This is a genomic window from Martelella alba (assembly GCF_006516955.1).
Taxonomy (GTDB): Bacteria; Pseudomonadota; Alphaproteobacteria; order Rhizobiales; family Rhizobiaceae; genus Martelella; species Martelella alba.
On record NZ_VHLG01000002.1, the window covers coordinates 429,758 to 445,745 of the forward strand.

General features: G+C 59.7%; 13 protein-coding genes. 4 read left to right on the top strand and 9 right to left on the bottom strand.

From position 1 onward, the window contains the following. Positions 1-86: 86 nt before the first annotated feature. The 3 genes from FJU08_RS05415 to rimP form a co-directional block, all read right to left on the bottom strand. Entirely contained in the window at positions 87-725 is a 639-nt protein-coding gene (locus tag FJU08_RS05415; RefSeq protein ID WP_141147945.1) for an RNA-binding protein, read from the bottom strand. A 5-nt stretch (positions 726-730) separates the two neighbouring features. Continuing rightward, positions 731-2,389: a transcription termination factor NusA gene (nusA, locus tag FJU08_RS05420; RefSeq protein ID WP_235890583.1), complete on the bottom strand. Its 1,659-nt coding sequence runs from the start codon at positions 2,387-2,389 to the stop codon at positions 731-733. Between the two features lie 89 nt (positions 2,390-2,478). Further along, positions 2,479-3,087, bottom strand: a complete 609-nt coding sequence (gene rimP / locus FJU08_RS05425; protein ID WP_141147946.1) for a ribosome maturation factor RimP — start codon at positions 3,085-3,087, stop codon at positions 2,479-2,481. A gap of 240 nt (positions 3,088-3,327) precedes the next feature. On the opposite strand from rimP, the gene FJU08_RS05430 reads away from it, so the two are divergent. Next, positions 3,328-4,956 carry an MFS transporter gene (locus tag FJU08_RS05430; RefSeq protein ID WP_141147947.1) on the top strand — a complete coding sequence of 543 codons (1,629 nt, stop codon included), beginning with the start codon at positions 3,328-3,330 and terminating at the stop codon, positions 4,954-4,956. A gap of 34 nt (positions 4,957-4,990) precedes the next feature. Here FJU08_RS05430 and FJU08_RS05435 read toward each other — a convergent pair whose 3' ends face one another. After that, positions 4,991-6,271, bottom strand: a complete 1,281-nt coding sequence (locus tag FJU08_RS05435; protein WP_141147948.1) for a lytic murein transglycosylase — start codon at positions 6,269-6,271, stop codon at positions 4,991-4,993. A gap of 287 nt (positions 6,272-6,558) precedes the next feature. On the opposite strand from FJU08_RS05435, the gene FJU08_RS05440 reads away from it, so the two are divergent. The 3 genes from FJU08_RS05440 to FJU08_RS05450 all read left to right on the top strand — a co-directional run bounded on the left by FJU08_RS05440 (position 6,559) and on the right by FJU08_RS05450 (position 9,349). Then, positions 6,559-7,251, top strand: coding sequence for a glutathione S-transferase family protein (locus tag FJU08_RS05440; protein ID WP_141147949.1), 693 nt, complete (start codon positions 6,559-6,561; stop codon positions 7,249-7,251). A gap of 95 nt (positions 7,252-7,346) precedes the next feature. Continuing rightward, a complete protein-coding gene (queG, locus tag FJU08_RS05445; protein ID WP_141147950.1) occupies positions 7,347-8,486 on the top strand; it encodes a tRNA epoxyqueuosine(34) reductase QueG in 1,140 nt (379 codons plus the stop codon). Next, positions 8,477-9,349, top strand: a complete 873-nt coding sequence (locus FJU08_RS05450) for an SDR family oxidoreductase (RefSeq protein ID WP_141147951.1) — start codon at positions 8,477-8,479, stop codon at positions 9,347-9,349. Before queG ends, FJU08_RS05450 begins: the two co-directional genes overlap by 10 nt. 18 nt (positions 9,350-9,367) lie before the next feature. On the opposite strand, the gene xth is transcribed toward FJU08_RS05450, so the two are convergent. From xth to FJU08_RS05475, 5 genes are all read right to left on the bottom strand, one after another. Next, positions 9,368-10,171, bottom strand: coding sequence for an exodeoxyribonuclease III (gene xth, locus FJU08_RS05455; protein ID WP_141147952.1), 804 nt, complete (start codon positions 10,169-10,171; stop codon positions 9,368-9,370). Positions 10,172-10,239: 68 nt separating this feature from the next. After that, positions 10,240-10,986, bottom strand: a complete 747-nt coding sequence (locus FJU08_RS05460) for an outer membrane lipoprotein carrier protein LolA (protein ID WP_407943680.1) — start codon at positions 10,984-10,986, stop codon at positions 10,240-10,242. A gap of 137 nt (positions 10,987-11,123) precedes the next feature. Further along, positions 11,124-13,796 carry an FtsK/SpoIIIE family DNA translocase gene (locus FJU08_RS05465; RefSeq protein ID WP_407943687.1) on the bottom strand — a complete coding sequence of 891 codons (2,673 nt, stop codon included), beginning with the start codon at positions 13,794-13,796 and terminating at the stop codon, positions 11,124-11,126. A 452-nt stretch (positions 13,797-14,248) separates the two neighbouring features. Beyond that, entirely contained in the window at positions 14,249-15,592 is a 1,344-nt protein-coding gene (amt, locus tag FJU08_RS05470) for an ammonium transporter (protein ID WP_141147954.1), read from the bottom strand. Between the two features lie 22 nt (positions 15,593-15,614). Then, positions 15,615-15,965, bottom strand: a complete 351-nt coding sequence (locus FJU08_RS05475) for a P-II family nitrogen regulator (RefSeq protein ID WP_176084967.1) — start codon at positions 15,963-15,965, stop codon at positions 15,615-15,617. Positions 15,966-15,988 lie beyond the last annotated feature (23 nt).

Consider the following 15,988-nt stretch of genomic DNA (forward strand, 5'->3'; position numbering starts at 1 on the left):
AGCGCGCATTCCCGCTATCTAAATCAAAAAGTGGCGTCCGGCCAAAATCCGTGACGTCGTCATTGTCTTGTCATCGCCGCGTTTCCTCAGCGCTTGGCACTAGGCCCTCCTGCCCGAAACCTTACGAGCATGTTTGCGCGCTTCACTACACCCTCACCGGCCTTCCCCGCAAGCGCTGCGGCGTGTTTAAACGCATTCTCGCCCAAAAGAGCGATCAATTCTTCTGTCCCGAAGGGACGAAAAGCCGGAATCTCGGTATCGAGCTCATTTGCGAGCATGAATGCCTTGCGTGCCTGATCGAGCTTGCGAACCCCGTCATCGGCCGCATCTTCGGCATGAAACACCGCAATTGCCTGACCGGACCGGATCGCCAGATCGACCTTCGTTGAACCGGTGACAAACTCGCCGGCCTTGCGTGCCATGTGGATCATGCCGGCAAGCTGACGGGCCAAAAGCCCGTCAACCATATCCGCCAATTCTGGCTCTGCCGTGACCTTCGCCTTCAACGCGCGGGCAAAAAGCTTTTTTTCAACCGCCTGTGCCACGGCCCATCGTTCGGCCGTGACCCAGCAGCCCCGCCCCGGCAACTCCCGCTTGAGATCGGGAAACACCACGTCGCCGGGACCGGCGACGAAGCGGATCAGATCGTCCGGCGTGCCCGTCTGGCGGGTGACGATGCAGGTTCGCTCGTTCATCTCCGCCTCTTCATCGCGGGCAGACTCCATGACGCTCAGGCCTTTTCCTCGCCATCGGCTTCGGCGACGGCAACCACATCACCCTCTTCGCCGGTATCCTCGGCTTCGGCCTCTTCCTCAGCCTCTTCCGCCGCGCTGGCGAGGTCGGCCTCGGTGATCCAGCCAGCGGCCAGACGCGCCTGAACAACCATATTCTCTGCTTCAACCCGCGACAGGTCGAAGGAGGAGAGGATGCCCTCGAAGCGCTTGGTCTGACCGTTCTGGCGCTCACTCCAGCCAACCAGATCGTCAGCAGCGCAACCGGCGAAATCTTCAAGCGTCTTCACGCCATCCTCGCCGAGTGCCACCATCATCGCCGAAGTGATGCCATCGATCTGACGCAGGTCATCAGAGACGCCCAGTGCGCGGCGCTTCTCATCCATCTCGGCTTCGAGGCGTTCGAGATATTCACGTGCGCGGGTCTGGATTTCCTGGGCGGTCTCCTCATCGAAGCCTTCGATCGAGGAGATCTCGTCAAGTTCGACATAGGCCACTTCGTCTATGGCCGCGAAGCCTTCCGAAGCGAGAACCTGACCGACCATCTCGTCAACATCCAGCGCTTCCATGAACAGCTGCGAGCGCTCGTTGAATTCCTTCTGGCGGCGCTCCGATTCCTCGTGCTCCGTCATGATGTCGATGTCCCAGCCGGTGAGCTGCGAGGCAAGGCGGACATTCTGACCGCGACGGCCGATCGCCAGCGACAGCTGCTCATCGGGAACAACAACCTCGATGCGCTCTGCATCCTCATCCAGCACCACCTTGGCCACTTCGGCCGGCTGCAGCGCATTGACGATGAAGGAAGCGGGGTCTTCCGACCAAGGAATGATGTCGATCTTCTCACCCTGCAATTCGCCGACAACGGCCTGAACGCGGGAGCCGCGCATACCGACGCAGGCGCCGACCGGATCGATCGAAGCATCGTTGGAGACAACGGCGATCTTGGCGCGCGAGCCCGGATCACGGGCGACCGACTTGATCTGGATGATACCGTCATAGATTTCCGGCACTTCCATGGTGAAGAGCTTGACCATGAACTGCGGATGGGTGCGCGACAGGAAGATCTGCGGACCGCGCTGTTCGCGCCGCACGTCATAGACATAGGCACGGATGCGATCACCATAGCGCGGGCTTTCGCGCGGGATCATCTCGTCGCGGCGGATAATGGCTTCGCCACGGCCGAGATCGACAATGACATTGCCATATTCGACGCGCTTGACCGTGCCGTTGACGATCTCGCCAATCCGGTCATGATATTCTTCATACTGACGATCGCGCTCGGCCTCGCGCACTTTCTGCACGATGACCTGCTTGGCAGACTGGGCGGCGATACGGCCGAAATCCATCGGCGGCAGCGGATCGGCAATAAAATCGCCGATCTTGGCTTCGGGATTGCGGTCCTGCGCCAGCGCCAGCGGGATCTGGAGGTTATAGTCCTCGGCATGATCGACCACTTCCAGCAGGCGCTGAAGGTGGATTTCTCCGGTTTTCGGATTGATGTCGGCGCGGATATTGGTGTCCGTGCCATAGCGCGAGCGCGCCGCCTTCTGGATCGCATCGGCCATCGCCGCCAGAACGATCTCGCGGTCGATGGACTTTTCCCGCGCCACTGCATCGGCAATCTGCAACAGTTCAAGCCGGTTCGCACTCACTGCCATTGATCTGTCTCCGTCTTTTAAAAATGGGAACCGTCGGTTCCGATGTCATTCTTGTCAGGCCTTTGCCGCATCAAGCGCAGCAAAGGGCCTCAGTTGCTTTCGGCGCCTTCGCCATCGTCCGGCGCGCCATTTTCATTGGCCGCACGCGCCTTTGCCTGCTTGTCGGCCCTGAGCGCGTCGCGGATCAGTTCATCCGTCAAAATCAGCTTGGCATCGGACAGTGCGGAAAAGGGGATCGTCACCTCGGGGGCCTCGCCATAGGCGACGCCATCGCGCAGCAGCGTGAAGTCATCCGGCCCCGCTTCGATGATGCGGCCGCGAAAACGCTTTCGGCCATCGATCATGACCGAGGTCTCGCATTTCATCAGATGGCCCTTCCAGCGATAGAAATCCGTCTTGCGGACCATTGGCCGGTCGATACCGGGCGAGGAAACCTCAAGATTATAGGCGCGGTCGATCGGATCTTCGACATCGAGCACCGGCGAAACCGCCATGGAGACCTCTTCACAGTCCTCCACGGTCATCGTGCCATCATTGCGCTCGGTCATGATCTGCAGCGTCAGACCGTTCTGCCCGGAAAGGCGCACGCGCACCAGCTTGAAGCCCAGATCCTGCAGGACCGGCTCGATCAGATCGGCGACACGCTTGTCGATACCCGTCTCGACGATCAGCCGTTCTTCCATCGAATTCACATCCATTGTCGTTTCCGTTTCCGCCGGGAATTGCGCGCCAAATAAAAAAGAGCGGGTCCGGCCGGCCCCACTCTCCATCTGACGATCAAGAATTTTGCCGGGTGATACACCTGTTCTGCCCAAAATGCAAGCATTTCCGAAAGGCCCTCTTTGGCGAAAAACCGTCACGCCTATAGGCAGGCGCCATGGTATCGGCCTATATTGCCGCACCGCCAGCACAGTCGAATCGCTTTAGGGATCAAGCGCATGCCGCAACCCCAGACCTTCCTGTCACCCTTTTCCTACCCGACCTTCCGCAATATCTGGTCGGCGTCAATCATTTCCAATATCGGCGGCATGGTGCAGGGCGTGGGCGCTGCCTGGATGATGACCTCTCTGACCCCATCGGAAAATATGGTGGCGCTGGTCCAGACATCCAATACCCTGCCCGTCATGCTGTTTGCGCTTCTGGCCGGCGCGATTGCCGATAATTACGACCGCCGCAAGGTGATGCTGGCGGCGCAGATCTTCATGTGTGTCGTCTCCTTCATGCTCGCCTTCGTTGCCTTTTCAGGCCTGATCACGCCGTGGCTACTGCTGGCCTTCACCTTCCTGATCGGTTGCGGCGGTTCTTTGAACAACCCTTCATGGCAGGCAGCGGTCGGCGATATGGTGCCCCGCGAGGAGGTCTCCGGCGCCGTGTCGCTCAATTCGGTCGGCTTCAACGCCACCCGCGTTGTCGGCCCGGCCATCGGCGGCGCGATCCTGACCTTCACCAGCCCGGCGATCGCCTTTTTAATCAACGCGCTGACCTATATTCCAACCGCCATGGCGCTGGCCTTCTGGAAAAAACCGGTCGAGGTTGACGAATTGCCGCGCGAGAAGATGGGCACGGCGATTCTCGCGGGCCTGCGCTATGCAGCCATGTCGCCAAACATCATCAATGTGCTCTGCCGCTCCGCCATCTTCGGCTTCGCCGCCGTCTCGCTTCTGGCGCTGCTGCCGGTTGTCGCCCGCGATGTGATTGCCGGCGGACCGCTGACCTACGGCATCATGCTTGGTGCCTTCGGCATCGGTGCCATTGGCGGCGCATTCGCCAATGCACCGGTGCGCGCCAGGCTTTCCGGCGAAGGCATCGTCCGCTACGCCTTTCTCATTCTGGCCGTTTCGGCAACCGTGGTCGGCTTTTCCACCAGTCTTGTGATCTCCTGTATTGCACTTTTCTTTGCCGGGGCCTGCTGGGTGATGGAATTTTCGCTGTTCAACACCACGATCCAGCTGTCGACGCCACGCTGGGTGGTCGGCCGGGTGCTCTCCTTCTACGCCACCGCCACCTTTGGCGGACAGGCGCTTGGTGCCTGGGTCTGGGGCATGCTGGCGGAAAATCACGGCATCGCCTTCTCGCTTGCCATCTCCGGCGCCACCATGATCATCGGTGCGGCCATGGGGCTCCTGTGGCGCATGCCAGGCTTCTCAAAGCTGGATCTGTCGCCGCTCAACCGCTTCCGCACACCGGAACTGAAGCTCGACCTTCTGCCGCGCTCAGGCCCGATTGTAATCGAGCTGGAATTCGAGATCGCGGACGAAAACACCATCGAATTCCTGCGGCTGATGTCGGACCGGCGACGTATCCGCATCCGCGACGGCGCCCGCCACTGGGCACTGATGCGCAACCTTGCCAATCCGGATATCTGGACGGAAACCTATCATTCGCCGACCTGGGCGGATTATGTGCGCCATAACCAGCGACGGCTCCTGTCGGACGGCGATCATTTCGACCAGGTGCGCGCCATTACCCGCAACCAGACCGGCCCGAAAGTGCGGCGCATGATCGAGCGACAGGCGATCGCGCCCAAGGACGAAGTGTTCAACCGGACCTTCATGGATACGCATTGAAGCCTTAAAGGGGGAAGCCTTTAGGGCTCCACATTCAGCGCATCAGTTCCTTCTGCAGAGACGGCGTCGGCCAGCAGGTCTGCGGATAGCGGTTCTTCGCTTCCCAGTCGCCGATCGAACGGCGGGTCTTGTAGCCGACCAGCCCGTCGGCGCCGCCGACATCATAGCCCATGCCCTCAAGTTTCTTCTGCATGTCGGCGACATCGGAGCGCAGCAGCGTTCCCGTCTTCTGCCAGGGCTTGACGAAGGATCCCATGCCATACTGGATCCGATCGGCCAGATTGCCGACAAACAGCGCATAGAGATCGGAATTATTATATTTCTTCAGCACATAGAAATTGTCGGTGACGACGAATTCCGGCCCGTAGCGGCCCTGCGGCACCAGCATCATGCCGGATTTGCGCATTTCATCGGCGGGGAAGCTCTTTCCAGCGACCCGGTTGATCCCCTGCCCGACCCAGGACGAGATGGCGCGCGCATTGTCCGGCCCTTCCTGCGCGCATGACACATTGGCTGGGATCGTCACCTCATAGCCCCAGTCACGCCCTCTGACCCAGCCGTCGCTGGCCAGATGATTGGCGATCGTCGCCATGGCATCAGGGACGGAATCCCAAACATCAATGGTGCCGTCACGATCGAAATCGACCGCATAGTTGAGAAAATTGGATGGCATAAGCTGCGGCTGGCCGAAAGCCCCGGCCCATGAGGCCTTGCGCTTGTCGAGGGGGGCAGCGCCCGACTGGACGATCTTCAACGCATCGATGAATTCGGAGCGGAACATGTCCTGACGGCTGCCCGTCATGAAGGCCTTTGTCGCCAGCACCTGAAGGATATCGTATTTTTCCTCAACCGCGCCAAAGCTCATTTCGCGGCCCCATATGGCCAGAACAATGCGGCCCGGAACCCCATAGCGCGCCTCGATCTGATCCAGAACCGGCTTGTACTGGCGATAGAGTTTCTGCCCGCGTTGGGCCAGATAGTTCAGATTGTTCTCGCTGAAATAATTGCCCGGCTCGGAAAATTCCGGCTGGGTCTGGCGCCGTGTTGCCGGTGGCTTTTCGCCCGGCGGCACCAGATCGGGCAGCGACCAGTTGATCGCAAGCCCCTTTGTCGCCTTGTCGTAGACGGCGGGTTTGATACCGGCTTTGAGCGCCGCCTTGCGCATATCGCCGGAAAGCCAGCTGGAAAATTCGGCGTTGACGCTTGCCTGACTATAGGCGAAAGCCTCAACCGCTGGCAGGACACAAAGACCGGCAGCCAGAACAAGGAGCGCAGCGAAGCGCCGGGCGAAACGGAGTGCACGCAGCTTTGCCATGGTTCTGGTCTCCCTCCACGCATTTGGCCCGGATACTGCACAAACATGGTTACCGAAGGGTAAAGAAGAAGCGTGACGATGCTGTGGCACCCAGGCCATCACCGGTGCGGATCAAGATCTTGCCGCCATGGGGCGTTGACGGACGGTTGGTCACCCATCATTAATCCTTAAATGCTTAATGGAAGAAAATTCAATAGCGCCAAACTCCGGACATGAACGGCACGGCGGCTGAAATCTGAGCAGCCACACCGTGCGATCTTCCGGCCGTTTCGAAATTGCGGAGCATCATGTCAACGCTTTATCACCACCCCATGTCCGCGGCCTCCCGCTTTGTCCGGCTCATCATGGGCGAATATGATTTCGAGTTCGACCTCATCGAGGAACGCCCCTGGGAAAAGCGCCGGGCCTTTCTGGCCGCCAATCCCGCCGGCACGCTTCCCGTCTATGTCGATGATAATATGCGCGTACTCTGCGGCCCGTCGGTGATTGCCGAATTTATCGACGAAACCCATGGCGTCCTGCAGCGCGACCGTCGGCTTCTGGCCGAAGAGCCGTTTCAGCGCGCTGAAATCCGGCGGCTGACCGAATGGTTCCTGCAGAAACTCGAACATGATGTCACCTATCCGCTGTGCCGCGAACGCGTCTACAAGCTGCAAATGACCAGCGGCAATGGCGGCGGCGCACCGGATTCGCGCATTCTGCGTGCTGCCCGCGCCAATATTCAGCAGCATCTGAAATATCTCTCCTGGCTTGGCGGCAGCCGTCCCTGGCTTGCCGGCAAACGGCTGAGCTATGCCGATCTCGCCGCTGGCGGTGCCATTTCGGTGCTCGATTATCTCGGCGAGATCAAATGGGAAGAGGCTCCCGGCGCCAAGGAATGGTATCAGCGGCTGAAATCGCGCCCCTCCTTCCGCCCGCTTCTGGCCGAGCGCGTGCGCGGTGTTGTCCCGGTCTCCCACTACGCCGATCTCGATTTCTAGTGCAGCTCCCCTTCCTGCTTGACTTGCCAGAACTCCCGTCAGGGGTGAAAATGGCTCAAGATTGCGGCATCCGTACAGCACAGAAGGCTTGAGGCATGGACCGGTCGATACAAAAGCTTAAGGCTTTCATCGACAGCGAAGCGCGCGATAACGGCTTCGATGTTTGCCGGATCACGCCTGCCGAAGCCATGCCGGCCGCCGCCGAAGCGCTGCGCGAAGGCATCGACGCTGGCTATTATGGCACGATGGCATGGATGGAGGCGACCTATGAGCGGCGCTCCAACCCGCTTCATCTGTGGCCTGAGGCCCGCTCGATCATCATGCTCGGCATGAATTACGGCCCGGACAGCGATCCGCGCAGCCTGCTGCAACGGCCGGAAAAGGCCAATATCTCGGTCTATGCCCGCAATCGCGACTATCACGACGTCATCAAGGGCAAATTGAAACAGATGGCCGGCCGGATTGCCGCGCGGACCGGAGAACAGGTCAAGGTCTTCGTCGATACCGCCCCGGTCATGGAAAAGCCGCTGGCGGCCAAAGCCGGCCTCGGCTGGCAGGGCAAGCATACCAATCTCGTCAGCCGCAGCCATGGTTCCTGGCTGTTTCTCGGCTCGATCTTCACCACGGCAGAACTTCCAGCCGACAATGCCGAGACGGACCATTGCGGGCGCTGCCGTGCCTGCCTCGACGCCTGTCCGACCGATGCCTTTCCCGCCCCCTACAGGCTTGATGCGCGACGCTGCATCTCCTATCTGACCATTGAACATTCAGGTCATATTCCGGAAGAACTCCGGAAGAAGATGGGAAACCGCATCTATGGCTGTGACGACTGTCTTGCTGCCTGCCCCTGGAACAAGTTCGCCAAAGCTGCATCCGAGATGAAGCTTGCCGCGCGCGACGACCTCAGGGCGCCTGAACTCGCAACCTTTCTCGGTTTCGACGACAAGACCTTCCGCAGTTTTTTCTCCGGCTCACCAGTCAAGCGTATCGGCCGTAACCGCTTTGTGCGAAACTGTCTCATCGCGGCCGGAAACAGCGGCGTCGCAAACCTTGCCACCCCTTGCGAGCGCCTGCTTGCCGATCCGGCGCCGGAAATTCGCGCCATGGCGGTCTGGGCACTGTCACGGCTGCTGTCTACTGATGATTTTGCCCGTATGGCTGATCTTCATCGCCATGAAGCAGATCCTGAAGTCTGCGAAGAATGGGAAAACGGGAGGAGTGCACTATGCATCTGATGATCTTTGGTGCCGGCTATTCCGGAAAGGAAATCGGACGGGCGCTGGCGCCCAATGCCACCCAGGTCGCCGGCACGATCCGTTCTGCGAACAAGGCCGGCGAACTCGCCGATTGCGGCATGGAAGCGTTCATCTTCGATGGCGAGACGATGGATCCGGCGCTCAGGCACAAGCTCAGATCCGTCACCCATATCGTTCAGACCATTCCGCCGGGCGACAATGGCGACCCGCTGCTGCGTGCAGCCCGCGGTGCCACGCGGCAGGATTTCCCCTCGCTGCAATGGATCGGCTATCTCTCGACAATTGGCGTTTATGGCGATCACAAGGGCGCATGGATTGATGAAACCGCCCAGTGCCGGCCAACCTCGCTGCGTTCGCAGCTGCGCTATGAGACCGAGCGGGCCTGGCTGCAGGCTGGTGCCAACCACTGCATACCGGTCGCCATCATGCGGCTTTCCGGCATTTACGGCCCCGGCCGCAATGTCTTTCTCAAACTGCAGGACGGCACATCGAAACGGGTGATCAAGAAAGGCCAGATCTTCAACCGCGTCCGTGTCGAGGATGTCGGTTTTTCGACCGCCTTTCTCGCCGAACATGGTTTTGGCGGCGTCTTCAACATCACCGATGACGAACCGGCCCCGCCACAGGATGTGATCGTCGAGGCGGCCCGGCTGATGGGTATTGATCCGCCGCCGGAAATCGCCTTCGAGGACGCGGAGATGAGCGAAATGGCCCGCTCCTTCTGGGGTGACAGCAAGCGGGTCAGCAACAAGAAGATCTGCGATCTCGGCTATGAGTTCGAATTTCCCAACTACCGCCAGTCACTGAAGCAGATGTGGGAATTGCAGCGCCACACCGCCTGAAGCTCCGCGCCCTTGACCTCAGAACTCGAAAGTCGCCGTTACCGGAACATGATCGGACGGCTTTTCCCAGCCGCGCGCCTCGGTCAGAATGTCGATACCGGCAAGGGCGGGGGCAATATCGGGCGATGACCAGACATGATCGAGCCTGCGGCCGCGATTGGCGGCCTGCCAGTCCTTGGCGCGATAGCTCCACCAGGTATAGATCTTCTCCTCATCCGGCACGCCCTGACGCATCAGGTCCACCCAGCCGCCAGCCGCCATCACCGCCTTCAGCCCATCGGTTTCAATCGGCGTATGGCTGACGATCTTCAACAGCTGCTTGTGTGACCAGACATCATTTTCAAGCGGCGCAATGTTGAGATCGCCCACCAGAACAGAGGCAATGCCATCGCCCTGATCCGCCTGCAGCGCCTTCATTTCCTCGATGAAATCGAGCTTGTGGCGGAATTTCGGATTGATGTCCGGATCCGGCTCGTCACCGCCGGCCGGCACATAGAAATTGTGCAGCCGGATCTTCCGGCCACCCGCCTCGAACACCGCCGAGATATGGCGGGTATCGCCCATCTGGCAGTAATCGGTGGAGAAATTTTCCGACAAGGGCAGCCGCGAGGCGATCGCCACGCCATGATAGCCCTTCTGGCCATGCATGACGATATGCTCGTAACCAAGCGCCTTCAAAGGCTTCAGCGGAAACTGGTCATTGGTGCATTTGATTTCCTGAAGACACAGCACATCCGGGCGGCTTGACGCAGCAAAGCGCTCGACGATCGGCATGCGCAGCCGCACCGAATTGATGTTCCAGGTCGAAATCTTCAGCTGCATATGCCATTCCCGCCATTGCCGTTCACACTCATCCCAGCAATAGGCGATTCTTGAACCGGGTCAAAGGTTCAATTGTTGGGACCCGACATGATATCATCATAGGGGATCCGGAAGGTCGAAGGCCCGAACTGGATGCCCGAACGCGTATTGAACAGCATCACCGTCGTATCCTTGCCCTGGGCATCAGTGACGATCCACTGACGCAGGTCGAAGGTCTTGGTATCAAAGGTCAGCGTGATGGTCTGATCGCCGAAAATCGTCTTGTCACCGAGCACGATCGTGGTCAGCCCGTCCTTTTCCTGAACATCGCGGACCATGCGGTGCTGCAGGTCGATATTGTCGGAGAGCAGCAGGCTCAGCGGCGTGCGCGACAACGGATAAAAATCCCAGGTCTCAAGCTTGGTGTTGCCGATGGCGACATTGCGCCCGTCGGCAATGACCTTGACCGGCGACGGCTGGTCATAGTCAAACCGCAGCTTGCCGGGCCGTTCGAGATAGAACTTGCCGCCCTGCTGATCGCCGGTCGGGCCAAACTGGACAAACTCGCCCGTCATCGTTTTGACCGAGGAAAAGTGGTCGGCAATCTTCTGCGCCACATCGGCGGGCGCGGGCTGAACGGGCGTGCCGGGCGCCGGTGCTGCATCACGGTGGGTGGGCAGCGGCACATTGCTGCCCGTCGGCAGATCAGGCGGCGTGGTCAGTGCTGCCGGTGGCGTCGGTGCCTGCGCCAATGCCGGAAGCGGCAGCATCCCCAAAAAGAGGAGCGCGGCGAGGCCGAGCCATTTATGTGCGGCTTGTCTGTTTTCAGAGGCCATGCCGTTCATTCCTTCGTCATTCAATGTCTCAATGAGCTTATAACGGCTCAGATAGGATTTCGTGCCTTGCCATCAAGGCGCCTTGATGGCAGGAGCCGCCCGATAGCCCGCAGTTCCGGCGCTTTTGGCCCGAATTCTCAACGCGGGCCTTCTATAATGTCCTGCTCGGTGGGAACCAGGATCTCGCGCTTGCCGGCATGATTGGCCGGGCCGATCACGCCCTCCTGCTCCATGCGCTCAATCAGGCTGGCCGCACGGTTATAGCCGATACCGAGCCGCCGCTGGATATAGGAGGTCGAGGCTTTGCCATCACGCAGCACAATCGCCACCGCCTGATCATAAGGATCATCCGAGCGGCCGAGATTGCCGAGGCTGCCATCGCCCAGATCGCCATCTTCGTCATCCTCGGCGGTAATCGCCTCAAGATAGTCCGGCGCGCCTTGCGTCTTGAGATAGGCGACGATCTCTTCCACCTCCGGATCGGAGACGAAGGGACCGTGGACACGCTGGATGCGGCCGCCTCCGGCCATGTGCAGCATATCGCCCTGGCCAAGCAGCTGTTCAGCCCCCTGCTCACCGAGAATGGTCCGGCTGTCGATCTTCGATGTGACCTGGAAGGAAATACGCGTCGGGAAATTGGCCTTGATCGTGCCGGTGATGACATCGACGGAGGGGCGCTGGGTGGCCATGATGACGTGAATGCCAGCCGCACGGGCCATCTGCGCCAGCCGCTGTACGGCGCCTTCAATATCCTTGCCCGCCACCATCATCAGATCGGCCATTTCATCAATGATCACGACGATATAGGGCATCGGCGACATGTCGAATTCTTCGGTTTCGTAAAGCGCCTCACCGGTCTCGCGATCAAAGCCGACCTGCACCGTGCGCGACAGCGTCTCGCCCTTTTCCTCGGCCTGTTTCACCCGCGTATTGAAGCCGTCAATATTGCGCACGCCGAGCTTGGCCATCTTCTTGTAGCGCTCTTCCATCTCGCGCACGGTCCATTTGAGCGCGACGACCGCCTTTTTCGGATCGGTCACAACCGGCGACAGAAGATGGGGAATGCCGTCATAAACGGAGAGTTCGAGCATTTTCGGGTCAATCATGATCAACCGGCACTGTTCCGGCGACATGCGATAGAGCAGCGACAGGATCATCGTGTTGACAGCAACCGACTTGCCCGAACCGGTGGTACCGGCAATCAGCAGATGCGGCATCTTGGCGAGATCGACTGTGACCGGTTCACCGCCAATAGTCTTGCCAAGCGCCATGGCGAGCTTGGCCTTGCTCTTCTCGAAATCCTCGCTGGCGATGATTTCGCGCAGAAACACCGTTTCCCGCGTCGGATTCGGCAATTCAATACCGATGGCATTGCGGCCGGGAATGACGGCAACACGCGCCGAAATGGCGGACATCGACCGGGCGATATCATCGGCAAGACCGATCACGCGGGACGACTTGATCCCCGGAGCGGGCTCCAGCTCGTAAAGCGTGACAACGGGACCAGGGCGAACATGGATGATTTCGCCCTTGACGCCGAAATCTTCCAGCACACCTTCAAGCATGCGGGCATTCTGTTCCAGCATGTCGGGAGAAAGCGCACGATCGCGGGCAATGCCCTTCGGTTCGGCCAGAAGGTGAACGGAGGGCAGCTGAAACCCGTCATCACTGATAAGCGCGGCCTGTGCGTCACGGGCCACCCGCGCGCTCTGGCGTGGCGGCGGCGCAGCCTGGGCGACGAAATTCGCGCGCGGCAGCCTTGCCCCGCCGGCAGGCGCCACATCGGGATCGCGCCGGCTGCGGCTCCTGGCAGGCCCATCATCGAAATCGGCACTCAGCACACCCTGCGGCAGCGCTTCGGCTACAAAATCATCATCCTCTTCATAGTCATCAAAGGGCGGCACGAAACCGGGGCCGCCACGGTTTGCCCGGGCATCGGGATCGATCAGGCTCGGCTCGCCGCGACGCTGGTAGGACGGTGTTTCGAGAGGCGCATCGAGCCCATCCAGCCGCTCGAAAGAATCCTGATTGAAATCATAGGGCTCCTCAAAGCCCTCATCCTCGTGACGGCGCGCATTGCGACCGGAAAGACGATTGATGCGTGCCCGGATGATCAGCCAGCTATGTTCCATATAGCCGATGAGCGGCAGCAGCGAAAAACCACGCTCGCGCTCGTCATCAAGATCGCCGACGGAGGGAATGGAGGAGGCCTCAGCCCGTTTTTTCGCCTGCGCCGTTTCAGCGACGACCCGGGGATGGCGGATGATGAGCCCGGCTGAAAACAGCATCAGAAACAAAGCCGGCAGCACGAAGATCGCGCCGATGATGATTGCGGCAATACCGGTCGGGTAATGACCGATGAAAAGGGCTGGAAAGCGCAACACCAGATCGCCTGCAACACCGCCAAGTCCGTTGGGCAGCGGCCAGGTCGGCGGTGCCGGAACGCAGCCCAGCACCGATGCGGTCATCACCGATCCGCCGATCCATGCGAAAAAGCGGGCTGGCTTGCGATAGATCCTGCGGCCGGTCATCATCGAAAGCGACCAGGCGAGAATTGGCAAAAGCGCAAAGACGGCGGCAAGCCCCAATGTCTGCATCACGATATCGGCAAATTCCGCACCGCCATAGCCGAGAAGATTGGTCGGTAATCTGCCTGTTGCGTGAAAACTCGACGGATCGGCGACATTCCAGGTCGCAAGCGCCGCAATGGCGACGCAGAGCGCCCCGAACAGAACAATACCGAGAAGGGCGACAAGCTGACGCCACAAAAAGCCAAGGACCGAGAACTCTCCGTCGCCGCGCCCGCTCATCCGTTCCGCCGATGCCGTCATTCCTGTCTTTGCCATACTCAAACCCGCTCAGTCTTAGGAATGGCCGGCAACTCCGTGCGGGCCACCGCACCTGCTAGAGCGCCGTGCATCCATTCGGATGCACAAAGGACGCTCCAATTTATTTACCGCGACGCATCGTGCCTTTTCGAAAATCAGGTTCGATTTTCTGGCCGATGCACCAGCCCGGTTGCTGCCGGACACTTCTCACGAACTGACCCTAGCAGCGAGGAGTTAATGCCTCTTTAACCATGGTAACGGGCCAATCACTTTCACGCAGATCGCGACAAGCAAAACCGGGCCGAAAGGCCCGAACTGCGTGCAAACAAAACCCGAGCCGAAAGGCCCGAACTGCATGCAAACAAAAACCCGGGCCGAAAGGCCCGGGCTGATGGCAGAACTCCTGATGGAGCCGTGCGCGATAAAAATCCGGATTACTTGAATTCCGGATAGGCTTCGACGCCGATTTCGGCCTTGTCGAGACCAGCCGTTTCCTCTTCCGGCGATACCCGGATGCCCATGACGGCCTTGAGGATGAGCCAGACAACCAGCGACACGACGAAGGTGAAGATGCCGATCGAGACGATACCGATGATCTGCGTGACATAGCTGGTGTCGGGGTTCGTCAGCGGAACGATGAAGGTACCCCAGATACCGGCGCAAAGGTGAACCGGAATGGCGCCGACAACGTCGTCGATCTTCAGCTTGTCGAGCAGCGGAACAACGACAACGACGATGACACCGCCAATGGCACCGATGAAAAGAGCGGCCGGAACGGACGGCGTCAGCGGCTCGGCCGTGATGGCAACGAGACCGGCAAGCGCACCGTTGAGAACCATGGTGACGTCGACCTTCTTGTAGATGATCTGCAGAAGGATCATGACGATCACGGCACCGGCAGCAGCGGCCAGGTTGGTGTTGACGAAGATCTTCGAAACGGCGGATGCGTCAGCGATCGAGCCGAGAGCCAGCTGCGAGCCGCCGTTAAAGCCGAACCAGCCGAGCCACAGGATGAAGGTACCGAGAACAGCCAGCGGAATGTTCGAGCCCGGCATCGGGTTGACCGTACCGTCGGAGGAGAACTTGCCAAGGCGCGGGCCGAGAACGAAGGCACCGGCAAGCGCTGCCCAGCCACCGACCGAGTGAACCAGCGTCGAACCGGCGAAGTCGGAGAAGCCCATTTCGGAAAGCCAGCCGCCGCCCCACTGCCAGGAACCCGTGATCGGGTACATGAAGCCGGTGAGAATGACGGTGAAGATCATGAACGGCCAGAGCTTGATGCGCTCGGCCAGCGTACCCGAAACAACCGAAGCGGCGGTGGCGCAGAACACCATCTGGAAGAACCAGTCGGAAGCCACCGAATAGGACGAGCCATCAGCCATGGCCGAAGCAGCTTCGGCATCCGGCGTCGGGATCATGTAGGGACCGAACGTGCCGATGAAGCCACCATCAACATTGGTGTACATCAGGCTGTAGCCGGTGAACCAGAACATCAGGCCGCCAACGGCGTAAATCGCAACGTTCTTGAGGCCCTGCATCGAGGCGTTCTTGGTGCGGACCAGGCCCATTTCGAGCATGGCGAAACCAGCGGCCATCCACATGACGAGAAAACCCATCACGAGGAACAACAGCGTGTTCAGGATCCAGGCCACCTCACCCGGAACACCGGCAGCCGTGGAAAGATCAATCACGGTCGTGTCCTGGGCGAAAGCCGGGAGCGCGAAAGAACCAGCAGCAATAACGCTGGCGCCCGCGACGAGTTTGAGTTTGGAATACATAGAAAGAATACCCCCTGCGGTTTTACAACGCTTCGGAATCGGTTTCGCCGGTACGAATGCGCACGGCCTGTTCGATGGAATAAACAAAGATCTTGCCGTCCCCGATCTGGCCGGTCTTTGCCGATGACGCGATCGCCTCTACTGCCTTTTCAACGACGTCGGCGGCGACGGCGACTTCGATCTTCAGCTTGGGAAGAAAGCTGACTGCATATTCGGTGCCGCGATAGATTTCGGTGTGGCCCTTCTGCCGGCCATAGCCTTTGACTTCTGTAACAGTCAGGCCCTGGATACCGACTGAAGTGAGAGCCTCGCGCACCTCATCCAGTTTGAACGGCTTTATAATGGCCATAACAATTTTCATCTGGTTTCCCATCCTTTGTTTGTCCTCGGCCCAGA

Bases quoted from the DNA above. Each gene is read 5' to 3' on its own strand.
- nusA (WP_235890583.1), bottom strand. From the start codon at position 2,389: ATGGCAGTGAGTGCGAACCGGCTTGAACTGTTGCAGATTGCCGATGCA.
- amt (WP_141147954.1), bottom strand. From the start codon at position 15,592: ATGTATTCCAAACTCAAACTCGTCGCGGGCGCCAGCGTTATTGCTGCT.
- FJU08_RS05450 (WP_141147951.1), top strand. From the start codon at position 8,477: ATGCATCTGATGATCTTTGGTGCCGGCTATTCCGGAAAGGAAATCGGA.
- FJU08_RS05460 (WP_407943680.1), bottom strand. From the start codon at position 10,986: ATGGCCTCTGAAAACAGACAAGCCGCACATAAATGGCTCGGCCTCGCC.
- FJU08_RS05475 (WP_176084967.1), bottom strand. From the start codon at position 15,965: ATGGGAAACCAGATGAAAATTGTTATGGCCATTATAAAGCCGTTCAAA.
- xth (WP_141147952.1), bottom strand. From the start codon at position 10,171: ATGCAGCTGAAGATTTCGACCTGGAACATCAATTCGGTGCGGCTGCGC.
- FJU08_RS05415 (WP_141147945.1), bottom strand. From the start codon at position 725: ATGGAGTCTGCCCGCGATGAAGAGGCGGAGATGAACGAGCGAACCTGC.
- queG (WP_141147950.1), top strand. From the start codon at position 7,347: ATGGACCGGTCGATACAAAAGCTTAAGGCTTTCATCGACAGCGAAGCG.
- rimP (WP_141147946.1), bottom strand. From the start codon at position 3,087: ATGGATGTGAATTCGATGGAAGAACGGCTGATCGTCGAGACGGGTATC.
- FJU08_RS05440 (WP_141147949.1), top strand. From the start codon at position 6,559: ATGTCAACGCTTTATCACCACCCCATGTCCGCGGCCTCCCGCTTTGTC.
- FJU08_RS05435 (WP_141147948.1), bottom strand. From the start codon at position 6,271: ATGGCAAAGCTGCGTGCACTCCGTTTCGCCCGGCGCTTCGCTGCGCTC.
- FJU08_RS05430 (WP_141147947.1), top strand. From the start codon at position 3,328: ATGCCGCAACCCCAGACCTTCCTGTCACCCTTTTCCTACCCGACCTTC.
- FJU08_RS05465 (WP_407943687.1), bottom strand. From the start codon at position 13,796: ATGAGCGGGCGCGGCGACGGAGAGTTCTCGGTCCTTGGCTTTTTGTGG.